The following is a 19,992-nucleotide window of genomic DNA, read 5'->3' as shown; positions in this document are numbered from 1 at the left end:
TAACAAAAAAGGGACGGCGCCGCCGTCCCTTCGTGACCGATCGCGAGCGTCGGGCAAAGCGCTTCGCCGTTTGAAGGGCGAAGCGCCATTGCCGCTTACAGCGAGTAGTACATTTCGAATTCGATCGGGTGCACCGACTGACGATAGCGTTGCAGCTCGCCCGTCTTCAGTTCGATGTACGCGTCGAGCATCGAATCCGTGAACACGCCACCGCGCGTCAGGAACTCGCGGTCTGCGTCCAGCGAGTCAAGCGCCTGGTCGAGGCCGGCACACACGGTCGGGATCTTTGCATCCTCTTCCGGCGGCAGGTCGTACAGGTTCTTGTCGGCCGCTTCGCCCGGGTGAATCTTGTTCTGCACGCCGTCCAGACCCGCCATCATCAGCGCGGAGAAGCACAGGTACGGATTCGCCATCGGATCCGGGAAACGCGTTTCGATACGGCGGCCCTTCGGGTTCGACACGTGCGGAATGCGGATCGATGCCGAACGGTTGCGTGCCGAGTAAGCCAGCTTCACCGGTGCTTCGAAGTGCGGCACGAGGCGCTTGTACGAGTTCGTCGACGGGTTCGTGATCGCGTTCAGCGCGCGAGCATGCTTGATGATGCCGCCGATGTAGAACAGCGCGAATTCCGACAGACCTGCGTAACCGTTGCCTGCGAACAGGTTCGTGCCGTCTTTCCAGATCGACTGGTGAACGTGCATACCCGAACCGTTATCGCCAACCACCGGCTTCGGCATGAACGTTGCCGTCTTGCCGTACGTGTGCGCCACGTTGTGGATGATGTACTTCATCTGCTGCAGCCAGTCGGCGCGTTGCACCAGCGTCGAGAACTTCGTGCCGATTTCGTTCTGGCCCTGGCCCGCGACTTCGTGGTGATGCACTTCGACCGGGATGCCGATCTGCTCGAGCAACAGACACATTTCCGAACGGATGTCCTGGAACGTGTCGACCGGAGCGACCGGGAAGTAGCCGCCCTTCGTGCCCGGACGGTGGCCGGTGTTGCCGCCTTCGAAGTCCATCGACGACGACCACGGTGCTTCTTCCGAACCAATCTTGACGAACGTACCCGACTGGTCCGTGCCCCACTTGATCGAGTCGAAAATGAAGAATTCCGGTTCCGGACCGAAGAAGGCCGTGTCGCCGAGGCCCGTGCTCTTCAGGTACGCTTCAGCGCGCTTGGCGAGCGATCGCGGGTCGCGTTCATAGCCCTTGCCGTCCGCAGGTTCGACGACGTCGCAGGTAAGGACCAGGGTCGACTCTTCGTAGAACGGGTCGATGAAGGCGGTGTTCGCGTCCGGGATCAGCAACATGTCCGAAGCTTCAATGCCCTTCCAGCCGGCAATCGACGAACCGTCAAACGCATGGCCGCTTTCGAACTTGTCTTCATCGAATGCCGACACCGGCACCGAAACGTGTTGCTCTTTGCCGCGCGTGTCGGTGAAACGGAAGTCGACAAACTTGACGTCTTCGTCTTTGACGAGTTGAACGACGTCGGCCACGGATTTACTCATAACCTATCTCCTGATTAACGAATTCGGCGGATTCAGCCGCCGCCCAATCTAGCTGACCCGCCCCGGCGCGTCCACCCCTCTATCGTTGAGGGTGAACATAAAGGCCTGCTGGAACAAATCGATCGGCACCAATAAAGCAGCTTCTGTGCCATGTATGCGCCAACGCAGCGCAAAACCACACTGCACGCGCGTTTGCGGGGAATGGGCGCACCGGACCGCATGCAGCCCTGAAATCTTTGCGTCGCATAGCGCACCGCGTTAGTGCATTCATAAAATAGGCAACGGCAGACATCTCTATTTTGGTGCATTTATGGAAATATGCACCATTATCGAGCGCCCGCCCCCTTCCTTCGTGTGGACGGGACGCCGCCTCTGAACCGCATGCGCACTGCACGCAGAGCGCTAGAATGATCATTTGGTCCGAAAGAGGTTTGCGCTCATGAGCACGCTCGAACAGTTGTACGCCCAGGCGGACAAGCGCCGCACCGAAAACCAGTTGCCCTATGCGGGCGCGATATCGCCCGCCGAGGCGTTCGAACTGCTGCAACTCGATCCGCGCACGCGTCTCGTCGACGTGCGCACCCGTGCCGAACTCGATTGGGTCGGCCGGCCGGTTATCGGCGACGGGCAATACGTGCACGTGGAATGGACGCGCTATCCGGGCGCCGTGCCGAACCAGGAATTCCTTCAGCAACTGAGCCAGGCCGCGTCGCCCGATACGCCGGTGCTGTTTTTGTGCCGCAGCGCCGCGCGCTCGAAGCTCGCCGCGATCGCCGCCACCCAGGCGGGCTACAGCAAGGCGTACGACCTGCTGGAAGGCTTCGAAGGCGATAAGGACGGCCAGGGGCATCGGAAGACGGTGTCGGGCTGGTGCTTTCGCGGGTTGCCGTGGATCGGCGCCTGATTGCTGATTCGCGGGGGCCTTCGGGCGCTGGGGGGCAATTGGACGCATCGTCGGCGCTGCATGTGACAGGCCGATGATGCGTTGAGTCTTAAGTCAGGCACGGGCGCACCTGAAAGAAGTTGGGCATGTGCGGTGGAAACCGCGACTCAACCGCGCGGCTTAGCCGCAGCCGCCTCCGGCTCGACGATATCGCCGCCTAGCAGGTGCACACCTTCGCGTAGCTTCACGAAGGCTGCCGCCACCGCTTCCGGCTCGCCCTTCACACCCAGATCGATGTGATGCCGCGCATACACGCCGCCGCGCTCCGCATCGCCCACGCTCGGCAGGCTGAACACCCGCACACCCGGAAAATCGTGCTCGATCCTCTCCATCAACGGCGTAACCCGCGACTCCGGCAGCTCGAAAACCAGCAATGACTTTTCCGCGTGCGGCGTTGCGTGATGCAGATGCGCATACTGCGTATCCAGCACCCACTCGATCATCGGCCACGCCATCACCGGGAAGCCCGGCACGAAGTGGTGCTGTTTGATCGAAAAGCCAGGAATCTTGTTGTAGCCGTTGGGAATGATCGATGCGCCCTGCGGATACGTGCCCATATTCAGACGATGCCGGTTCTCCGGCGAATTCAGATCGAGCGGCGTAGCCGCGTTTGCCGGATACATATCGCGAATGCGCTCCTGAATCAGCTTCGCGGCCTCCGGATGCAGCTCGAGCGGCACGCCGAGCGCCGCTGCCGCACACTGGCGGGTGTGATCGTCCGGCGTGGCGCCGATGCCCCCAGTGGAAAACACGATGTCGCCCGACGCGAACGTGCGTTGCAGCGTTGCCGTGATGCGCTCCGGCTCGTCGCCGATGTATTCAGCCCAGCCGAGCGACAGCCCGCGCGCGCCCAGCAACTCGATGACCTTCGGCAGATGCTTGTCGATACGTCTGCCCGACAGGATTTCGTCGCCGATGATGATGACGCCAAATGCCATTGCCGCCTCTTTCGCTTAGTCAGTAATTTTTCAGTAAGGAACCGGCGCCGCGTTCCGCGGGCCGTGCTCTTCCGCACGCATGCGTTGCAGCGCGCGCAAACAGTAGTAGCCGAACCACAGCGCCGAAAACACGAGGATGAACGCGTAGATCCAGATCGTCACCGCGGTGATCACCGGGAACAGCACGATCAGCCAGACCGACGACGCCCACAGCAGCGTCGGCAGCGACCCCAGCAGTCCGCTGGCGATCCCGATCAACAACAGCGGCAACCGGAAGCGCTTCACCAGCGCGCGCCGCTCGTCACGCGTGGCATGCAGCGCGAGCGCGTCGTAACTCATCACGCGATACGTCAGCCAACCCCACAGGAGCGGCGGAATCAACGCAAAAAACGGCGGCACCAGCCAGAGCGGCAACGTGACGATCAGCAGCACGAGACAGACCAGCGTAGTCCACAACGCCTGACCGAGACTACCGTACCACGTTCCGCCGCGGCGCATTTCAAGGCTGGCAAATTGCCGCGCCGACAGAAAGCGGATCACAGCCGGCATCGACAGCGTGGCGATCAACAGCAACACCGTGACGACGATCAGTGGAATCGCCATCGCAATCACAATGAACGGCGCGATCGCCGTATGCAGCGCCGAAAAGCCGAGCCAGTCGAACAGACGATAAAGCGTGACCGTGAAAGACCAGCTATCGAGCCACGTGCGGGTCGCGCCGATCAGCGTCTGCCAGGAAAACCACAGGATCACGCCCCATCCAACCGTTGCCGCCATAAAAGGCAGGAAAGTCAGCCAGAGCATGCGCGGGTGGAGCGCGCTTGCGAGCGCGCGCCCAAACGAGCGCAACAGATCATTCATGCGAGCCAGTGCCGGTGAAGGAAACGATGGAAAAAGGGAAGCGGCGCGACAAACCGGCAAAAAGTGCGGCGAACGGATCGGAATGCTGACCGGTATGCCGAACAGAAAACGAGCCAGAAACGTGCGCGCAAACGGGAACAGGATAAACCACGCGACGCGCCGCCGGGAAAACCGACGGCGTGGGAGGAAAAATACTCAAACTGAGGCGGCGTCGCTGCCTTCGGTGCGACGCTTCGGCGAAAGCCGCGCGGCGATACGCACGAAGGCGAGCCAGTGCTGCGCCCAGAAACCCTCACCGTAGCGCCGGCCTTCGAGTTGGTCGCGGATGCCGGTCGGCTCCATTTCGCGGCTCCACGACACGCTGCCGAACAGCATGTCCCACCAGGGGAACAGCACGCCGAAGTTGCAACCGTACTTCAGGCCTTCGTGGCCGTAGCCGATCGCATGGTGACGGCGATGGAAAGTCGGACTGACCAGCAGGCGCTCGCCGAGCCAGCCGAAGTACAGCCGAATGTTCGCGTGCTGCACGCTCTGCGCCAGGTTCGTGATGGCCACCAGCACGACGAATTGCGACGGCGGCACGCCGATCACCAGCGCGATCGCCGCGAAAAACGACGCCAGCAACAAACTGTCGAGCAAATGGTTACGGTCGTCCGACCATAGCGACATCTGCTGCTGGCTGTGATGGACCGCGTGCAGCTCCCACCACACGCCGAACCGATGCTCCCAGCGGTGATACCAATAACCGGCGAAATCGAGCACCAGCAGATACATCACGAACGTGACAAGCGGCTGCGTGGTGACGCCCGGCCACAGATTGTCGAAATCGATACTCGAGATGTTGTGCAGCCGCAGCCAGGCCTGCACGTTGTCGAAGAACGGCTGCAACGCGAAAAAGAAGAACAGGTTGAGGATGCCGAGCCTGGCGATCCAGGTGTAGATCACGTCGACCCGCACCGCCTCGCGGTTTTCCCACTTCTCGACCGGACGCAGCGCCTCGAGCGGGCGCAGGATCGCGTACATTGCCAGCACCTCGAAGACGCCCACGATCACCCAATACAGGCTGTCGAAGGTATCTTCGTCATAGTCCATCAGATCGAAGCGGAACAGCAGCGGCTGCACCACGTCGACATACAGCAGCGTCTGCACCGCTGAGACGACGCTGCTGAAAGAAGAAAAAATCAGATCGAACATGGTGCTGGCCGGTTACTTCATTCCTGACGGTTTGCCGATTACAGCGTCAAGCGCCGTTCGGCGCCGTGACCGGCGCGCGATTAAAGAAATAGATACCGTGCGGCGAACGGCCGACGGCAATCGTCTGGATCAGCTTGCGCGTATTCAGGTCGATGATGCCGACGTGCTTCGCGAAGCGGAAGGTCACCCACAGATAGCGTTTGTCGGTGGACAGTTCCATGTCGTCCGGCCCGGGCATCAAACCGGTGATGTCGCCGACATTGGTGAGCGTGTCTTCGTCGATGATGCTGATCGTGCTCGCGACGCGGTTCGACACCGCCACGTGCTTGCCGTCAGCTAGCGAGCGGAAATTGTGCGCACCCTTGCCTGTCTGGATCGTCTTGACGATTTTCTGGTTGCGCCAGTCGACCACGGCGACGTAATCCGCCCCGGTCATGCCGATCAGCAGGTATTTCTCGCCCGGTGTCATCCACAGGCCGGCCGGCACCTTGCCGACCTTCATCTTCCACTTGACGGTTTGCGTGGCCAGATCGATAGCGGCCAGCTCGCCCGAAACCTGCAGCGTGACGAAAACCGTCTTGCTGTCATTGGTGAACGCCATGTGGCTCGGCATCACCGCGAGCGGCAGACGCGAGGCCAGCGTCATCTGGTTCTTCTGGCTGTCGTAATGATAGATGTCGAGGCGGTCCAGGCGCAGCCCGGTGGTGACGAGCCACTTGCGGTCGGGCGAAAAGCCGATCTGGTACGGATCCTCGATGTTCTCGACCCAGCGCTGAACCTGGCCCGACTTCGGATCGACGAACATCAGGTTGTTCGACACCGAGTTGGCGACGATCAACGACGAGTTGTCCGGCGTGGCCATCAGGTGGTGCGGTTCCTTGCCCGTTGGCACTGTGCCGATGACCTGGTGGGTGGTCTCGTCGATCAGGCTCAGGGTGGCTTCGCCGGAATTGAGCACGATCACGTTATTGGCGTGGGCCGCCGTGGAAAAAAAGCCTGCGGCGGTGGCCAGCGTTGCGGTTGCGGCGAACGTGGCAGTCCAGCCGGGAAGAAGAAATTTGCGCATGAAAACTCACTTCGGAGAACAACCGGCATTGTAAAGCGTTTGTCGGGGAGCGCGGTTGATGTGGATCCGGGTGCAACGCGCGGAAAAGCGGAAACCAGGAGGGATGCGAGCACGGCACCGTCGGAAAATTCCGCTGCACTGCCGGCATACCGCGGCCTCACGTAAGAAAAGCTCCATCCGAATTCACAATGCCATTATTTTAATCAAAACGACGGATTATTACATTCTTATATTTTTCAATCCCATATAAGACAAACAAAGACAATTCTTTATATTTCCTAACTTTATACATTTAAATAACAATTAATCAAAATAAATTACGATCACTTATTTACTTTCAACCATTTAAGAATTTGCTTATTCCGCCCGGCCCTCGCCACGCCTGACAATCCCGCCGATCATCGCCCATGCACTTAATCCTGTGGACTCAAGAGCGTGAAGCAGGCGATTCGGACGCGCGAAAAATTCAGCAGGACACGTAAAACGGACGACGGAGAAAACCGCGGTCTATATGTTCTTATTTTGTGCGCGACATATCAGGGCGATGACGCCTTATCCGAATCGCTGCGCTTTCACGTGCAGTCCACGCACGCAATAACCGCGGAGTTTCTGAAAAAATGAACAAGATTTACAAATCAGTTTGGTGCGAAGCGACAGGAACGTGGGTGGCCACGTCGGAAACGGCTCGGTCGAAAACGAAACGGGGCGGGTCGGGGAAATTGGCAGTAGCGCAGGCGGTGTTGGCCGCAGCAACGCTGATGGGCGGAGCGTCGGTGGCATATGCAGATCCAGTTGCCGCCGCTAACTACTTCGACGCCAAAGCGGTTGACCCGACAGTGGACCGCAATGCGCTGGCGGCGGGCTCGGCATCGGTTGCCGCAGGCGCAAATGCGGGAGCAATGGGCAACGGTTCCACCGCCATTGGCAACGCGTCATGGACTACGAAGGATTACGCCACGGCCGTCGGCGACCTGTCCTCGGCGTTTGGCGAAGGCGCAACGGCCTTGGGTACTCGTGCAACAGCAAACGGTAGCAATTCAGTCGCACTTGGCTATAGCGCGACGGCCACGACCGACAACAGCGTCGCACTCGGCGCAAACTCGACCACAACGCTAGCTCCCGCCGATCTGACCAAGCAGGGTTACACACCGCTTGGCGTAGACCCCTCGGCGATCGCGGGCGCTACCGCAACGGGCGAAGTGTCGGTCGGCTCGGCCGGCAACGAGCGGCGCGTGACGAACGTCGCAGCCGGCGCAGCGGACACCGACGCCGTCAACGTGAGCCAACTCAAGGCCGTCGACAGCAAGATCGCCACGGCCACGGCCAATAGCGTTCAGTACGACGCCACGCCTACCGACAAGAGCAGCGTCACGCTCGCTGGTCCGGCATCGACGGACGGCGGCGTAACCGGCGGCACGACGATAACGAACGTGCATCAAGGCGCGGTTTCCGCCACCAGTACCGACGCTGTGAATGGCGCGCAGCTCTACGCAATTGCCGGCGACACCAGCAGCACCTACGTCCAGGACAACGGCAACGGCGTCAAATACGTCCGCACCAACGACAATGGCCTGACGCCGGATGACGCCCACGCAACAGCATCCGGCGCTTCGGCCGTGGGCTATAACGCGCAAGCGGGCGGCGTGAATTCGGTTGCAATTGGCTACCAAGGCATTGCATCGGAGGGCGGCGCCATCGCTGTCGGCGCTGGGTCGTCGGCGCAAAGTGAGAACTCTGTCGCTTTTGGAGCCAATTCCCAGGCAATCGGATCGCAGGCCGGCGCGTTCGGCACCAACGCCTATGCGTTCGGCGCTGGCAGCGTGGCGCTCGGCGCGAATGCCACGGCAAATAGCGACAACAGCGTGGCGCTGGGCCAAGACTCAGTGGCTGATCGGACAAATACAGTGTCAGTTGGATCGAGCGCACAGCAACGCCAGATCACCAACGTCGCGGACGGCACCGCTGGCACTGACGCCGTCAACGTGCGCCAGCTGCAGGCCGCCATCACCGCAGCCACGCCCGGCGAGACACGCTACTTCAAAGCCAACGGCAACAACGACGGCACCGACGACGCAACCGCAACCGGCACTCGCGCAGTAGCCATGGGTGCCGCCGCGGAAGCCTCTGGCACCAACGCCTTTGCAGGCGGCAACTCGTCGCTGGCCAGCGGCACAAACAGCGTCGCCGTCGGCAACAAATCGACGGCAAACGGCGATGACTCCGTCGCTATCGGTGCCAATTCCGTCGCCGGCCACGACCCGCTTGCAATCGACGATCAGGGCTTCACCGCTGCCACCGCCGTCGGCTCCGACGCGCAAGCTATCGCCCAGAACGCCACCGCCCTTGGTAACCTGGCTACGGCCGGCGCCACCAATTCGGTAGCCTTGGGCCAAGGCGCGGTGGTGAACGCTGACGCGTCAGGTTCCGTTGCCCTCGGCCAGGGCTCGATCGCGGACCGAGTGAACACCGTCTCGGTCGGTTCGGCCGGCAAGGAACGCCAGATCACCAACGTAGCCGCCGGCGTGCAGGGCACCGACGCCGTCAACGTCAACCAGTTGAACGCGGTCGCCGACCAGGGCGCGGCCACAGCCGCCAAGCTCGACGGCGCCGTCATGTACGACACCAACCCCGACGGCAGCGTCAACAAGAACAGCGTAACGCTCGGCGATGCAGCCAGCGGTGGCACGCTCATCCACAACGTCGCCGACGGCGTGGACCCAACCGATGCCGTCAACCTCGGCCAACTGAACGCGGCCATCGGCAACGCTGTGCAAAACATCACCGTGAATCCGAACGTGCCGTTCTTCAGCGCCGACGGCGACGTCGATACGGAAGGTGCGCAGGCCTCGGGCACGCATTCGGTCGCTGTGGGCGCCAACGCCAACGCCACCGGCACGAACGCCATCGCCATGGGTGCGAACTCGGTCGCTAGCGGCAACAACGCCACCGCGCTCGGCGCTTCAGCGAACGCAAGCGCGGACAACTCGGTGGCATTGGGTCAAGGCTCGGTCGCGGATCGCGCGAACACGGTGTCGGTCGGCGCGGCAGGTCAGGAGCGTCAGATGACCAACGTCGCGGCCGGCGTGCAAGGCACGGATGCGGTCAACGTCAATCAGTTGCAGCAATCCGTGAGCGGTGCAGTCGGCCAGGCAAAAAGCTACACCGACGACCAGATCCGCTCGGCACGCCGCGATTCGTACGGTGGCACGGCGTCGGCGCTGGCTGCAGCAGGTTTGCCGCAAGCGGTCCTGCCGGGTCACGGCATGGTGGCGATTGCGGGTGGCACGTATGGCGGCCAGACGGCAATGGCCATCGGCGTGTCGCAATTATCGGAAACCGGCAAGTGGGTCTACAAGGTGCAAGGCACCTCTGACTCGCGCGGCCAGTTCGGCGCGTCAATCGGCGCCGGCATGCACTGGTAAAAGTTCGGCAAGAAGCGTGACCGGTTCGATCCGAACCAGTCACGTCAAAGTCATCCGCGTTGCTGTAATGGCAGCGAGCAGGCGCGGGCCCGAAAGCGCTCGCGCCCTTTGCGCGTGACGTCATTCTCAAAAGGAGTGGCGTCGCGCGTTTTTTTGCGCGCCGCTTAGCGCTGCATCGATTCCCACACTTTGTAGAGACGCTTCACCGACACCGGCATCGGCGTACGCAACTCCTGCGCGAACAGCGAAATCCGCAATTCTTCGAGTAGCCAGCGGAATTCCGACAAGCGCGTGTCCAGCACACCACCGCGTTGCGCGAGCGCGCGCTGGTAGTTCTGCAACAGCGGATGAAATTCAGCGAACTGCCTTGCATCGCGCGCGGAGTCCGCCTTCAGCTTGTCGATCCGCAGCGCAATGCCGTTCAGGTAGCGTGGGAAATGCGACAACTGCGAATACGGCGTATCGACCACGAAGCGTTTGCCAATCAGCCCGTCGAGCTGATTCTGCATGTCCGCATGCGCAGCCGTGAAAGACCTGGCCTGCGCCAGCTTCTTCGTCACGGTCGCATATTCGCCCAGGATCTGCCCCACCAGCCGCGAAATCTCCTGCGCCAGCAAAGTCAACCGGCTGCGGCCTTCGTCGCGGCGCGTGTGGAAACTGATGTCGTCGGCCGGCAGCGGGTCTTGCAGGCAGGCGCGGTCGAGCGCGGTGTCGATCAGTTGATCGCGCAGCTCCTCCTGAGTGCCGCGTGGCATGAACTGCATCGCCATTTCGCGCAAACCCGGCAGGTTCTTTTCCAGGTACTTGATCGGCTCTTTCAGTTGCAACGCGAACAATCGCCGCAGCCCTGCACGATGGATGCGCGCGGCTTCATCGGGTGAATCGAATACCTCGACGTCACAATGCGTGCCGCGATCCACCAGCGCCGGATAACCGAACAAGGTCTGGCCGCCACGGCGAATTTCGAGCAGCTCGGGGAGCTTGCCGAAATTCCACGTCGTCAGCTTTTCGTACAGCGCGGTGCCTTGCGCGCCGTCTTGCGATGCGGTTTGCGGCCCGGCCGCAACGGCGCCCTTGCCTCTCGCCCCCGCGCTGCCAGTCGCGCCAGTTGATCCGGAAGCTTGCGCGCCAGGGGCCACGCCGCCACCGCCGCCCGCATCAGCCAACGCCACCCCAGCCGCACCCGACGCAATCTTCTGAAAATGCTGCTGTGCCTGGCCGCCGAGTTCAGCCCGCAGTTGCGACAGGTTGCGGCCCATCGCGAGCTGTCTGCCATGTTCGTCGACGACCTTGAAGTTCATGAACAGGTGCGGCGTCAACGTCTCGAGTTTGAAGTCCGATTGCTTCATCGCGACCTGGGTCTGCTCGCGAACGTCGGCGATCAGTAACTCGAGCAAACCGCCCGCGCCGAAGCGCGGACCACTATGCCGTTCGGCGAAACCCGCAGCGAACTCCGGCAGCGGCACGCAATGGCGCCGCAGCTTCTGCGGTAACGATTTCAGCAGAAGTTGCGTCTTCTCTTTCAGCATGCCGGGCACAAGCCATTCGCAGCGTCGCGCGTCGACCTGATTCAGCGCATACAGCGGCACCGCGAGCGTCACGCCGTCGCGCGGCGAACCGGGCTCGAAGTGATACGTGAGCGCCATCTCGACGCCCGCCATCGTCATCCGCTTCGGGAACAGGTCGGTTGTGACGCCGGCGGCTTCGTGCCGCATCAGATCATCGCGCGACAGATACAGCAGGCGCAGCTTGTCTTCCGGCTGGCCGCTCTTCTTCACCTCGTCGCGATACCAGCGCTCGAACGACGCGCCGGTGTAAATACCTTGCGGCAATGCCTGATCGTAGAAGCCGAAAATCAGTTCGTCGTCGACCAGCACGTCCTGCCGGCGCGACTTGTGTTCCAGTTGCTCGATATCGGCGAGCAGCTTGCGGTTGTGCGCGAAGAACGCGAGCTTCGTATCGAATTCGCCCTCCACCAACGCGCCGCGAATGAACAACTCGCGCGCCCGCGCCGGGTCCTGTTTGCCGAAGCTCACGCGCCGCCGGTGATAGATCGGCAGGCCGTACAGCATCGCGCGCTCGAACGCCGACACCTGCGCCGCGCGCTTTTCCCAATGCGGCTCGGACAACGACTTCTTCAGCAAATGCTCGCCGATCTTCTCGATCCATTCCGGTTCGATCTTTGCAATGCAGCGGGCGTACAGACGGCTCGTCTCAACCAGTTCGGCGGCCATCACCCACTTCCCGGCCTTCTTCACCAGCGCCGAGCCCGGCCAGAGGTAGAACTTGATGCTGCGCGCGCCGAGGAAATACGGCTCGTCGTCGGCTTTCAGGCCGATGTTGCCGAGCAGACCGGTCAGCAACGCAAGGTGGATCTGCTCGAAGGTCGCTTCGGCCTCGTTCAGACGCCAGCCGTGCTCGCGCACCACCGTCAACAGTTGCGAATGCACGTCGCGCCATTCACGCAGGCGCAGTTGCGACAGGAAGTTCTTGCGGCACTCGTCCTGCAATTGCCGGTTCGACTTCTTGTGTGCGATCGCTTCTTCGAACCAGTTCCAGATCTTCAACCATTGCAGGAACTCGGAACGCTCGTCGGCGAACCGGCGATGCGCCTGATCGGCTTGCTCTTGCGCCTCGATCGGGCGGTCGCGCGGATCTTGCACCGACAATGCGCTCGCGATGATCAGCACTTCCTTCAACGCCTGCTGATCGCGCGCGGCGAGAATCATCCGGCCGACGCGCGGATCCAGCGGCAAACGCGCGAGTTCGCGGCCGAGCGGTGTGAGCTGATTGTCGTCATCGACGGCACCCAGTTCGTTGAGCAGTTGATAACCATCGGCGATGGCACGGCCCGGCGGCGGCTCAATGAACGGGAAGGTTTCGATCGCCGTCAGATGGAGCGATTTCATCCGCAGAATCACCGACGCCAGCGACGAACGCAAAATCTCCGGATCGGTGAAGCGCACGCGACCCTGGTAATCGCTTTCCTCATACAGACGGATACACACGCCATCGGCAACCCGGCCGCAACGCCCTGCCCGCTGATTGGCGGCGGCCTGTGAAATCGACTCGACCTGCAACTGCTCGACCTTGTTGCGATACGAGTAGCGCTTCACGCGCGCGAGACCCGTATCGACCACGTAGCGAATCCCCGGCACGGTCAACGAGGTTTCGGCGACGTTGGTCGCGAGCACGATGCGGCGCGCGTTCGAAGTGCGGAACACGCGTTCCTGTTCGGCCGCGGAGAGCCGCGCGAACAGCGGCAGAATTTCCGTATGCGGCGGATGATGCTTGCGCAGCGCCTCGGCGGCGTCGCGGATCTCGCGCTCGCCGGGCAGGAACACCAGCACGTCGCCAGGGCCTTCGCGGCACAGTTCGTCGACCGCATCGACGATCGCTTCCATCAGATCGCGGTCCGTTTCGCGCTGCGTCTTCGGCCGTTCACGCGAAGACGACGAGGAAGACCCTTCTGCCGCCTTCACCGCGGGGCTGTCCTCCGCGACCGGCCGATAGCGCACCTCGACCGGATAGAGACGTCCGCTCACTTCGATCACCGGCGCGGGCTTGTCGTCGCGGCCGAAATGGCGTGCGAAACGGTCCGCGTCGATCGTCGCCGAGGTCACGATCAGCTTCAGATCGGGCCGCTTGACGAGGATTTCCTTCAGATAGCCCAGCAGAAAATCGATGTTCAGGCTGCGCTCGTGCGCTTCGTCGATGATCAGCGTGTCGTAGGCTTTGAGCAGCGGATCGGTCTGCGTTTCGGCGAGCAGAATACCGTCGGTCATGAGTTTGACCGACGCGCCCGGCGACAGATTGTCGGTAAAACGCACCTTGTAGCCGACCACTTCGCCGAACGGCGTGCCGAGTTCTTCGGCGATGCGGCGGCCCGTCGCCGATGCCGCGATCCGGCGCGGTTGCGTATGGCCGATCAGACCGGTGCCGCCCGCGCCGAGACCGCGCCCGAGTTCGAGGCAGATTTTCGGCAACTGCGTCGTCTTACCCGAGCCGGTCTCGCCGCACACGATCACGACCTGATTCTGCGCGATGGCGCGCGCAATTTCTTCCCTGCGGCCGGACACCGGCAGCGCTTCGGGGAAAGTAATCGGCGGAATCGGGTTCGGTTCGACGACGCGTTGAACGCGCGGCGGCCGCGGCTCGCGACGGGGCTGGCCGTTTTGCGCATCGCCTGCTTGCGGCGATTTCTGCGCGGGCGCACCGCTTTGCTGATTGGCACGTCCGTCGCCACGCTTCGGCTGATTGGGATCTCGCGTGTTTTCGGACTGCGCGCGCCGTTCAGCGCCCTGCTGCTGGCGTTGGCCGCGAGGCGCGTTCTGCGCACGTCCATCGTCGCGGCGCGCGCCCTGTGGCTGGTTTTTTTTCTGTGCGGACACGCGTGCGTCATCCGCGGAGCGCAGGGACTCACGCGCGGCTGGTGGCGCGTTGCGGTTAGCGTCCTGCGCATCTCGGCGCTTCGCGTCGCCGGCATTCACCTGATCGGCGGCCGGCGCCACATTCTCGTTCGCCGTAGCGGGACTTTTGGGTACATTCGACATGGGGGCGCATTATAATCCCCGGCATGAATTCCCAAACCGACCTCGTCCCCGCGCCCGCGAGCGTTCCGGCCCCCGCCGAAGCACCGGAAGATCTCGCCCAGCACGCGCAATTCGTCGACTGGATGCGCTCAGTCGCCCCTTACATCCATGCGTTCCGTAACAAGACGTTCGTCGTCGGTTTCGGCGGCGAGGTGGTGCATCAGGGGCTCCTGAATGCGCTCGTGTCCGATATCGCGCTGCTGCAAGCCATGGGCATCCAGATCGTGCTGGTGCACGGCTCGCGACCGCAGGTCGAAGAGCAGATGAGCCTGCACGGCGTGGAATCCGAGTTTTCGCACGGCATGCGCATTACCGACGCGCGCGCTTTGGAGTCCGCGAAAGAAGCGGCCGGCGAAGTGCGTCTGGATATCGAAGCCGCGATCAGCCAGGGCTTGCCGAACACGCCGATGGCGCACGCGCACATCAGCGTGGTGTCCGGCAACTTCGTGACGGCGCGCCCGGTCGGCATTCTGGACGGCGTCGATTTCGCCCACACCGGCGTGGTGCGCAAGATCGACGCGGATTCGATCCGCCATTCGCTCGCGAGCCGCAAGCTGGTGCTGCTGTCGCCGCTCGGCTTCTCGCCCACCGGCGAAGCATTCAATCTGTCGATGGAAGACGTTGCCTCGGCTGCCGCCATCGCACTTCGCGCCGACAAAATCGTGTTCCTGACCGAAACGCCGGGCCTGATGGAAGCCGGCGAAGAAGGTCCCGTGCTGGTCCGCGAACTCTCTCTCGACGACGCCTACAAGCTGCATGAAAGCGGCGAAGTCACCGGCGACGCCGCTTTCTACCTGAAGCATTCGATCCGCGCCTGCCGCGGCGGCGTGGCGCGGGCGCACATCATCCCTTACGCGCTCGACGGCAGCCTGCTGCTCGAACTGTTCCTGCACGATGGCGTGGGCACGATGATCTCGTACGAGAACCTCGAAAGCCTGCGCGAAGCCACGCCGGACGACGTCGGCGGCATTCTCTCGCTGATCGAGCCACTCGAATCCGACGGCACGCTGGTGCGGCGAGGCCGCCACCAGATCGAACGCGACATCGACCATTTCTCGGTGATCGAGCACGATGGCGTGCTGTTCGGCTGCGCGGCGCTGTACCCGTACCCGCAAGAGCGCATCGGCGAAATGGCGTGCCTCACGGTTGCGCCTGAAGCACAAGGCACCGGCGACGGCGAGCGCCTGCTTAAACGCATCGAACAACGCGCCCGGGCACGCGGCCTCACGCGGATTTTCGTACTCACTACGCGCACCGAACACTGGTTCCTCAAGCGCGGCTTCGTCAAGGTCACGGTCGACGACCTGCCGGAAGACCGCCGCCGACTCTATAACTGGCAGCGCAAGTCGCTCGTGCTGATGAAACAGCTCTGAGCGTCCTCATATAAAAGCGACTGCCCGCCCCACACCGATTAAAGGAGAAGCACAGCATGACTCGTATGGTTCAATGCGCGAAGCTCGGCAAGGAAGCCGAAGGTCTCGATTTCCCGCCGCTGCCGGGCGAACTCGGCAAGCGGATCTACGAAGGCATTTCGAAGGAAGCCTGGCAGGCCTGGTTGAAACAGCAAACCATGCTGATCAACGAAAATCGCCTGAACATGGCCGATCCGCGCGCGCGTCAATATCTGATGAAGCAGACTGAAAAGTTCTTCTTCGGCGAAGGCGCGGATACGGCGCAGGGCTACGTGCCGCCGGCAGCCGAATAAGCGCTTTCAGCGACGAAGCAGCCTGACGAAAAATCCGCGCCGTATACGCGGATTTTTTTCGCCTGTTTGGCCGCGCCTTGCGCCGCCCGATACGACAGATTTTCATCGCTCCGTTCGCCACTCGGTACGCCACATTTTCGTCGAGCTTTTAGCCGCTCGATTGCCGGCTTCCGATTGCGCCTTTCGCCGCTTTCGAGCCTTGGCAAAATTCACTGACCGGACCATTTCAGGCCGCTTTTAAGCCTCCTTTCCATACCGCCGCAATCCGCTGAATCCCCCACCCTGCAAGGGATTGAGCGCCTTCCCAGGGCCACTCGCGACACCCCGGGTTTGCACGATCCTCCGTCATCGTGCTACCATGTGCACCGTTCCAACAGCAATTCACCTTCATTCGCGTTCTCTTCAAACTGGCTCGCCGTGCCTTTTCCGGTACGCCGCCACACTGAATTGAATAGTTTTTATACAAGAAGGCTTGTCGGTCGTTTCCCCGCTTCGTCTCACACCATGAGCGGCGATCCAGCACCGGCCTTTTTCGTTTCAAGCCTTCCAGCGGCGCATGGGCCAGCTTTCAGCCACCCCAGCGTCCTCATGCATCTGCCCCCCTTCCACGGCCACGCAGATGCAACAGTCAGCACAATCTAGACGAGTGTTCTTTCGCGAATCGTTCGCGAGGCACGGGGCGTTTTATTTTCTTTTTCACGCCCGCTTTGATCGCCTTCGGGCGAGAGAGACGCCATCGCGCTGCTCGCGAAACCACACTTCCCCAGCACCCGTGGCGGAACGTTCATGCACGTTTTCATGCGTTTCGTCGCAGTCATTGGAGTTTTCACCTTGACCGCTTCCAGCAACGGCTTCTGGCGACACCACAAAGAAGAACAACGCCTCTCGCTCGACGACATCACCGTCGTCGACAAATCCCTTCTCAAGCGAGCCGTCGGCGCCATGGCGCTCGGCAACGCGATGGAATGGTTCGATTTCGGCGTGTACAGCTACATTGCTGTCACGCTCGGCAAAGTGTTCTTCCCGTCGTCGAGCCCGTCCGCGCAGTTGCTCGCCACCTTCGGCACGTTTGCCGCGGCGTTCCTCGTGCGGCCGATCGGCGGCATGGTATTCGGGCCGCTGGGCGACCGCATCGGCCGGCAGCGCGTGCTGGCCATGACGATGATCATGATGGCGCTCGGCACCTTCGCGATCGGCCTGATTCCGAGCTACACGACGATCGGCATTTTCGCGCCGGTGTTGCTGCTGGTCGCGCGCCTCGTGCAAGGCTTCTCGACGGGGGGTGAATACGGCGGCGCCGCGACCTTCATCGCCGAATTCTCGACGGACAAGCGCCGCGGCTTCATGGGCAGCTTCCTCGAGTTCGGCACGCTGATCGGCTATGTGCTCGGCGCGGGTACGGTCGCGGTCCTGACGGCGACGCTGTCGAACGATGCGCTGCTCTCGTGGGGCTGGCGTGTGCCGTTCCTGATCGCGGGCCCGCTGGGTCTGGTCGGTCTGTACATCCGGATCAAGCTCGAAGAAACGCCCGCGTTCAAGAAGCAGGCCGAGCAACGCGAAGCCGAAGACAAAGCGCGCCCGTTGCAATCTTTCCGCGAGTTGCTCATGCAGCAATGGAAGCCGCTTCTGCTGTGCGTCGGCCTCGTGCTGATCTTCAACGTCACCGACTACATGGCGCTCTCGTATCTGCCGAGCTATCTGTCGGCCACGCTGCACTTCAACGAAACGCACGGTCTCTTCCTCGCGTTGCTCGTGATGGTGCTGATGATGCCGATGACGCTGGCAGCCGGCCACCTGTCCGACACGATCGGCCGCAAGCCGGTGATGCTGTTCGGTTGCGTGGGTCTGTTCGTGCTGTCGATTCCCGCCCTGCTGCTGATTCGCATGGGTACCGTGCTGCCGGTGTTCGGCGGACTGATGATCCTTGGTGTGCTGCTGTCGTGCTTTACCGGCGTGATGCCGTCGGCGCTGCCGGCGCTGTTCCCGACGAAGATCCGCTACGGTGCGCTCGCGATCGGCTTCAACATTTCGGTGTCGCTGTTCGGCGGGACGACGCCGCTCGTCACGGCATGGCTGGTCGACAGCACCGGCAATCTGATGATGCCCGCGTACTACCTGATGGGCGCGTCGCTGATCGGTGTCGTGTCGGTGTTCGCACTACGTGAAACAGCCCGCAAGCCGCTGCTCGGCTCGGGTCCCTGCGTGGCAACGCGTGCGGAAGCGCATGCGGTACTGCGCGGCGAACGTGAGGCGGCAGAGATGGATGAAGGTTACGCTGCCGCGGCTACGGCGCGTGCCTGATCCTGGGTTGCGCGGCAGCTAGCCGCCGGAGTGCTGCGAGTATCACCCGCAGTTGCATGCGGCCGCACAGACCCGCAACAACTGACACCAGCGTGTCCGAAAACGGGCCGGCAAAAATTTGCCGGCCCGTTTTTTTACGCCACCAGGGAATCGAACGTCGCGCTTGCGTGCGCGCCTTCAACGATTAGCATGCCCGCGGAAATCGGCAACTTGAAACGCCTCGGTCCGGCGCTGCCGGGATTGACGAACAGCACCCCGTCACGTTCGCTGATCGCGGGCTTATGCGAGTGCCCCGTCACGACCACGTCGATGCCTTCACGACGCGGATCGTCGCCCACGTCGGCGATGTCATGCACGACGAGGATCGTCACCTGTTGGATAGTCAGTTTTGCGCGCATCGGCAGCGAGGCAACCGGTTCTCCGATGTCATTATTGCCGCGCACGGCGGTAACCGGCGCGATCTGCGCGAGTGCATCGAGCACCGCCTGATTGCAGATATCGCCCGCGTGGATGATCGCATCGCAACCCGCGAGGTACTGCAGGGCTTCAGGCCGCACGAGGTTGTGCGTGTCGGAGATCAGGCCGATTCGGGTGGCTGGGGAACGTGGGTTGCGCGAAGTCATGATGCGAGTATCGGCCAAACGGCCTCAGTCTGCCGGCTGCTGTTCAGCAAGTTCACGCGTCGGCGCCTGCACCGGCCGCTTCACGCGAAGCAACCGCCGGGTCGCACCCTGCACCACCATCGACACCAACGACGCACATGCAAAGCTCAACCACACGCCATAGTGCGGCACCATCGTCGCGATCACAGCAAAGAATGCCGCGAACGAGCCGCGGCCGATCACCATACCGCGCATCAGCAATGCGACGAAGTCCGCGCCGTGCGCACGCTGGGCCGACACCGCGAGCACGATGCCGAGCAAAGGAAACACCGACAGCAATCCGCTCCACGTCGCGCCCATCGACGCGGACAGTGTGGTCACCGCGACCGTCAACAGCGCGCCGGCGAGCATCCGAAGCGCGAGATCGCCGAGCCCAACGCGCGCGGCCGGCACGCGCCCCGTGACGCGCGGCAAGCCATTTTGCGAAATGGCGACAGCGACGCAGCCCGCGGCCACCGCCCAGATGAGTCCACCGGGCAAATGCGTGAGCAGGATCGCAACGCCGACCCACCCGAGCATGCCGGCCATCAGCGCAAGCGGCCATGCCGAACGCCGGCAGGTCCACGCATACGCAAAATTGAACGCCTCGGATGCGGCAATCGCCGCGATCGACGCCGCCGATGCCTGCGCCGCGAACGCCGGCCCACGCTCCAGCGCGAGCAACAACACGATCGGACCGGCCACCACCGGCAGCCCGGCGAGCCACCCCGCCACCGACGGTCCCCACACGCGTCCCGCCACCGTCAGCGCGGCGAGAAACGCGGGCACCAGCGCGAGCTTGAGCGTAAGCAGCATGC

General features: G+C 62.4%; 13 protein-coding genes. 5 read left to right on the top strand and 8 right to left on the bottom strand.

Annotation, left to right across the window (positions count from 1 at the left end):
- Positions 1–95: 95 nt before the first annotated feature.
- Entirely contained in the window at positions 96–1,511 is a 1,416-nt protein-coding gene (gene glnA, locus GNZ12_RS22355; RefSeq protein ID WP_074282900.1) for a type I glutamate--ammonia ligase, read from the bottom strand.
- Positions 1,512–1,950: 439 nt separating this feature from the next.
- Between glnA and GNZ12_RS22350 the strand changes: the two genes are divergently transcribed.
- Complete coding sequence (locus GNZ12_RS22350) at positions 1,951–2,415, top strand: rhodanese-like domain-containing protein (protein WP_172313738.1); 465 nt, start codon at positions 1,951–1,953, stop codon at positions 2,413–2,415.
- Between the two features lie 146 nt (positions 2,416–2,561).
- Here the strand turns inward: GNZ12_RS22350 and GNZ12_RS22345 are convergent, their stop codons facing one another.
- The 4 genes from GNZ12_RS22345 to GNZ12_RS22330 form a co-directional block, all read right to left on the bottom strand.
- Positions 2,562–3,392 carry a competence/damage-inducible protein A gene (locus tag GNZ12_RS22345; RefSeq protein ID WP_172313736.1) on the bottom strand — a complete coding sequence of 277 codons (831 nt, stop codon included), beginning with the start codon at positions 3,390–3,392 and terminating at the stop codon, positions 2,562–2,564.
- A gap of 30 nt (positions 3,393–3,422) precedes the next feature.
- Positions 3,423–4,253: an EI24 domain-containing protein gene (locus GNZ12_RS22340; protein WP_172313734.1), complete on the bottom strand. Its 831-nt coding sequence runs from the start codon at positions 4,251–4,253 to the stop codon at positions 3,423–3,425.
- A 195-nt stretch (positions 4,254–4,448) separates the two neighbouring features.
- Positions 4,449–5,447, bottom strand: coding sequence for a sterol desaturase family protein (locus tag GNZ12_RS22335; protein WP_172313732.1), 999 nt, complete (start codon positions 5,445–5,447; stop codon positions 4,449–4,451).
- A gap of 46 nt (positions 5,448–5,493) precedes the next feature.
- Positions 5,494–6,513, bottom strand: a complete 1,020-nt coding sequence (locus tag GNZ12_RS22330; RefSeq protein WP_172313730.1) for a YVTN family beta-propeller repeat protein — start codon at positions 6,511–6,513, stop codon at positions 5,494–5,496.
- A 617-nt stretch (positions 6,514–7,130) separates the two neighbouring features.
- Here GNZ12_RS22330 and GNZ12_RS22325 point away from each other — a divergent pair.
- Positions 7,131–9,935 carry a YadA-like family protein gene (locus GNZ12_RS22325; protein WP_172313728.1) on the top strand — a complete coding sequence of 935 codons (2,805 nt, stop codon included), beginning with the start codon at positions 7,131–7,133 and terminating at the stop codon, positions 9,933–9,935.
- A 164-nt stretch (positions 9,936–10,099) separates the two neighbouring features.
- Here GNZ12_RS22325 and hrpA read toward each other — a convergent pair whose 3' ends face one another.
- Positions 10,100–14,488: an ATP-dependent RNA helicase HrpA gene (gene hrpA, locus GNZ12_RS22320; protein ID WP_172313726.1), complete on the bottom strand. Its 4,389-nt coding sequence runs from the start codon at positions 14,486–14,488 to the stop codon at positions 10,100–10,102.
- 23 nt (positions 14,489–14,511) lie between these two features.
- Between hrpA and argA the strand changes: the two genes are divergently transcribed.
- The 3 genes from argA (at position 14,512) to proP (ending at position 18,533) form a co-directional block, all read left to right on the top strand.
- Complete coding sequence (gene argA, locus GNZ12_RS22315; RefSeq protein WP_172313724.1) at positions 14,512–15,900, top strand: amino-acid N-acetyltransferase; 1,389 nt, start codon at positions 14,512–14,514, stop codon at positions 15,898–15,900.
- Between the two features lie 56 nt (positions 15,901–15,956).
- Positions 15,957–16,232 (top strand): oxidative damage protection protein, encoded by a 276-nt coding sequence (locus GNZ12_RS22310; protein WP_074282891.1) that lies wholly within the window; start codon positions 15,957–15,959, stop codon positions 16,230–16,232.
- Positions 16,233–17,030: 798 nt separating this feature from the next.
- Complete coding sequence (gene proP, locus GNZ12_RS22305) at positions 17,031–18,533, top strand: glycine betaine/L-proline transporter ProP (RefSeq protein ID WP_235993842.1); 1,503 nt, start codon at positions 17,031–17,033, stop codon at positions 18,531–18,533.
- A gap of 134 nt (positions 18,534–18,667) precedes the next feature.
- On the opposite strand, the gene GNZ12_RS22300 is transcribed toward proP, so the two are convergent.
- Both GNZ12_RS22300 and GNZ12_RS22295 read right to left on the bottom strand, forming a co-directional pair.
- Positions 18,668–19,156, bottom strand: a complete 489-nt coding sequence (locus tag GNZ12_RS22300) for a metallophosphoesterase family protein (protein WP_172313720.1) — start codon at positions 19,154–19,156, stop codon at positions 18,668–18,670.
- A gap of 24 nt (positions 19,157–19,180) precedes the next feature.
- Positions 19,181–19,990, bottom strand: coding sequence for a hypothetical protein (locus GNZ12_RS22295; protein WP_172313718.1), 810 nt, complete (start codon positions 19,988–19,990; stop codon positions 19,181–19,183).
- Positions 19,991–19,992 lie beyond the last annotated feature (2 nt).

This window comes from Paraburkholderia solitsugae (assembly GCF_013177695.1).
GTDB lineage: Bacteria > Pseudomonadota > Gammaproteobacteria > Burkholderiales > Burkholderiaceae > Paraburkholderia > Paraburkholderia solitsugae.
This window is presented reverse-complemented; position numbering and strand designations above follow the sequence as displayed.

Coding starts and splice junctions, on each gene's coding strand:
- glnA (WP_074282900.1), bottom strand. CDS start 1,511: ATGAGTAAATCCGTGGCCGACGTCGTTCAACTCGTCAAAGACGAAGAC.
- GNZ12_RS22350 (WP_172313738.1), top strand. CDS start 1,951: ATGAGCACGCTCGAACAGTTGTACGCCCAGGCGGACAAGCGCCGCACC.
- GNZ12_RS22345 (WP_172313736.1), bottom strand. CDS start 3,392: ATGGCATTTGGCGTCATCATCATCGGCGACGAAATCCTGTCGGGCAGA.
- GNZ12_RS22340 (WP_172313734.1), bottom strand. CDS start 4,253: ATGAATGATCTGTTGCGCTCGTTTGGGCGCGCGCTCGCAAGCGCGCTC.
- GNZ12_RS22335 (WP_172313732.1), bottom strand. CDS start 5,447: ATGTTCGATCTGATTTTTTCTTCTTTCAGCAGCGTCGTCTCAGCGGTG.
- GNZ12_RS22330 (WP_172313730.1), bottom strand. CDS start 6,513: ATGCGCAAATTTCTTCTTCCCGGCTGGACTGCCACGTTCGCCGCAACC.
- GNZ12_RS22325 (WP_172313728.1), top strand. CDS start 7,131: ATGAACAAGATTTACAAATCAGTTTGGTGCGAAGCGACAGGAACGTGG.
- hrpA (WP_172313726.1), bottom strand. CDS start 14,488: ATGTCGAATGTACCCAAAAGTCCCGCTACGGCGAACGAGAATGTGGCG.
- argA (WP_172313724.1), top strand. CDS start 14,512: ATGAATTCCCAAACCGACCTCGTCCCCGCGCCCGCGAGCGTTCCGGCC.
- GNZ12_RS22310 (WP_074282891.1), top strand. CDS start 15,957: ATGACTCGTATGGTTCAATGCGCGAAGCTCGGCAAGGAAGCCGAAGGT.
- proP (WP_235993842.1), top strand. CDS start 17,031: ATGCGTTTCGTCGCAGTCATTGGAGTTTTCACCTTGACCGCTTCCAGC.
- GNZ12_RS22300 (WP_172313720.1), bottom strand. CDS start 19,156: ATGACTTCGCGCAACCCACGTTCCCCAGCCACCCGAATCGGCCTGATC.
- GNZ12_RS22295 (WP_172313718.1), bottom strand. CDS start 19,990: ATGCTGCTTACGCTCAAGCTCGCGCTGGTGCCCGCGTTTCTCGCCGCG.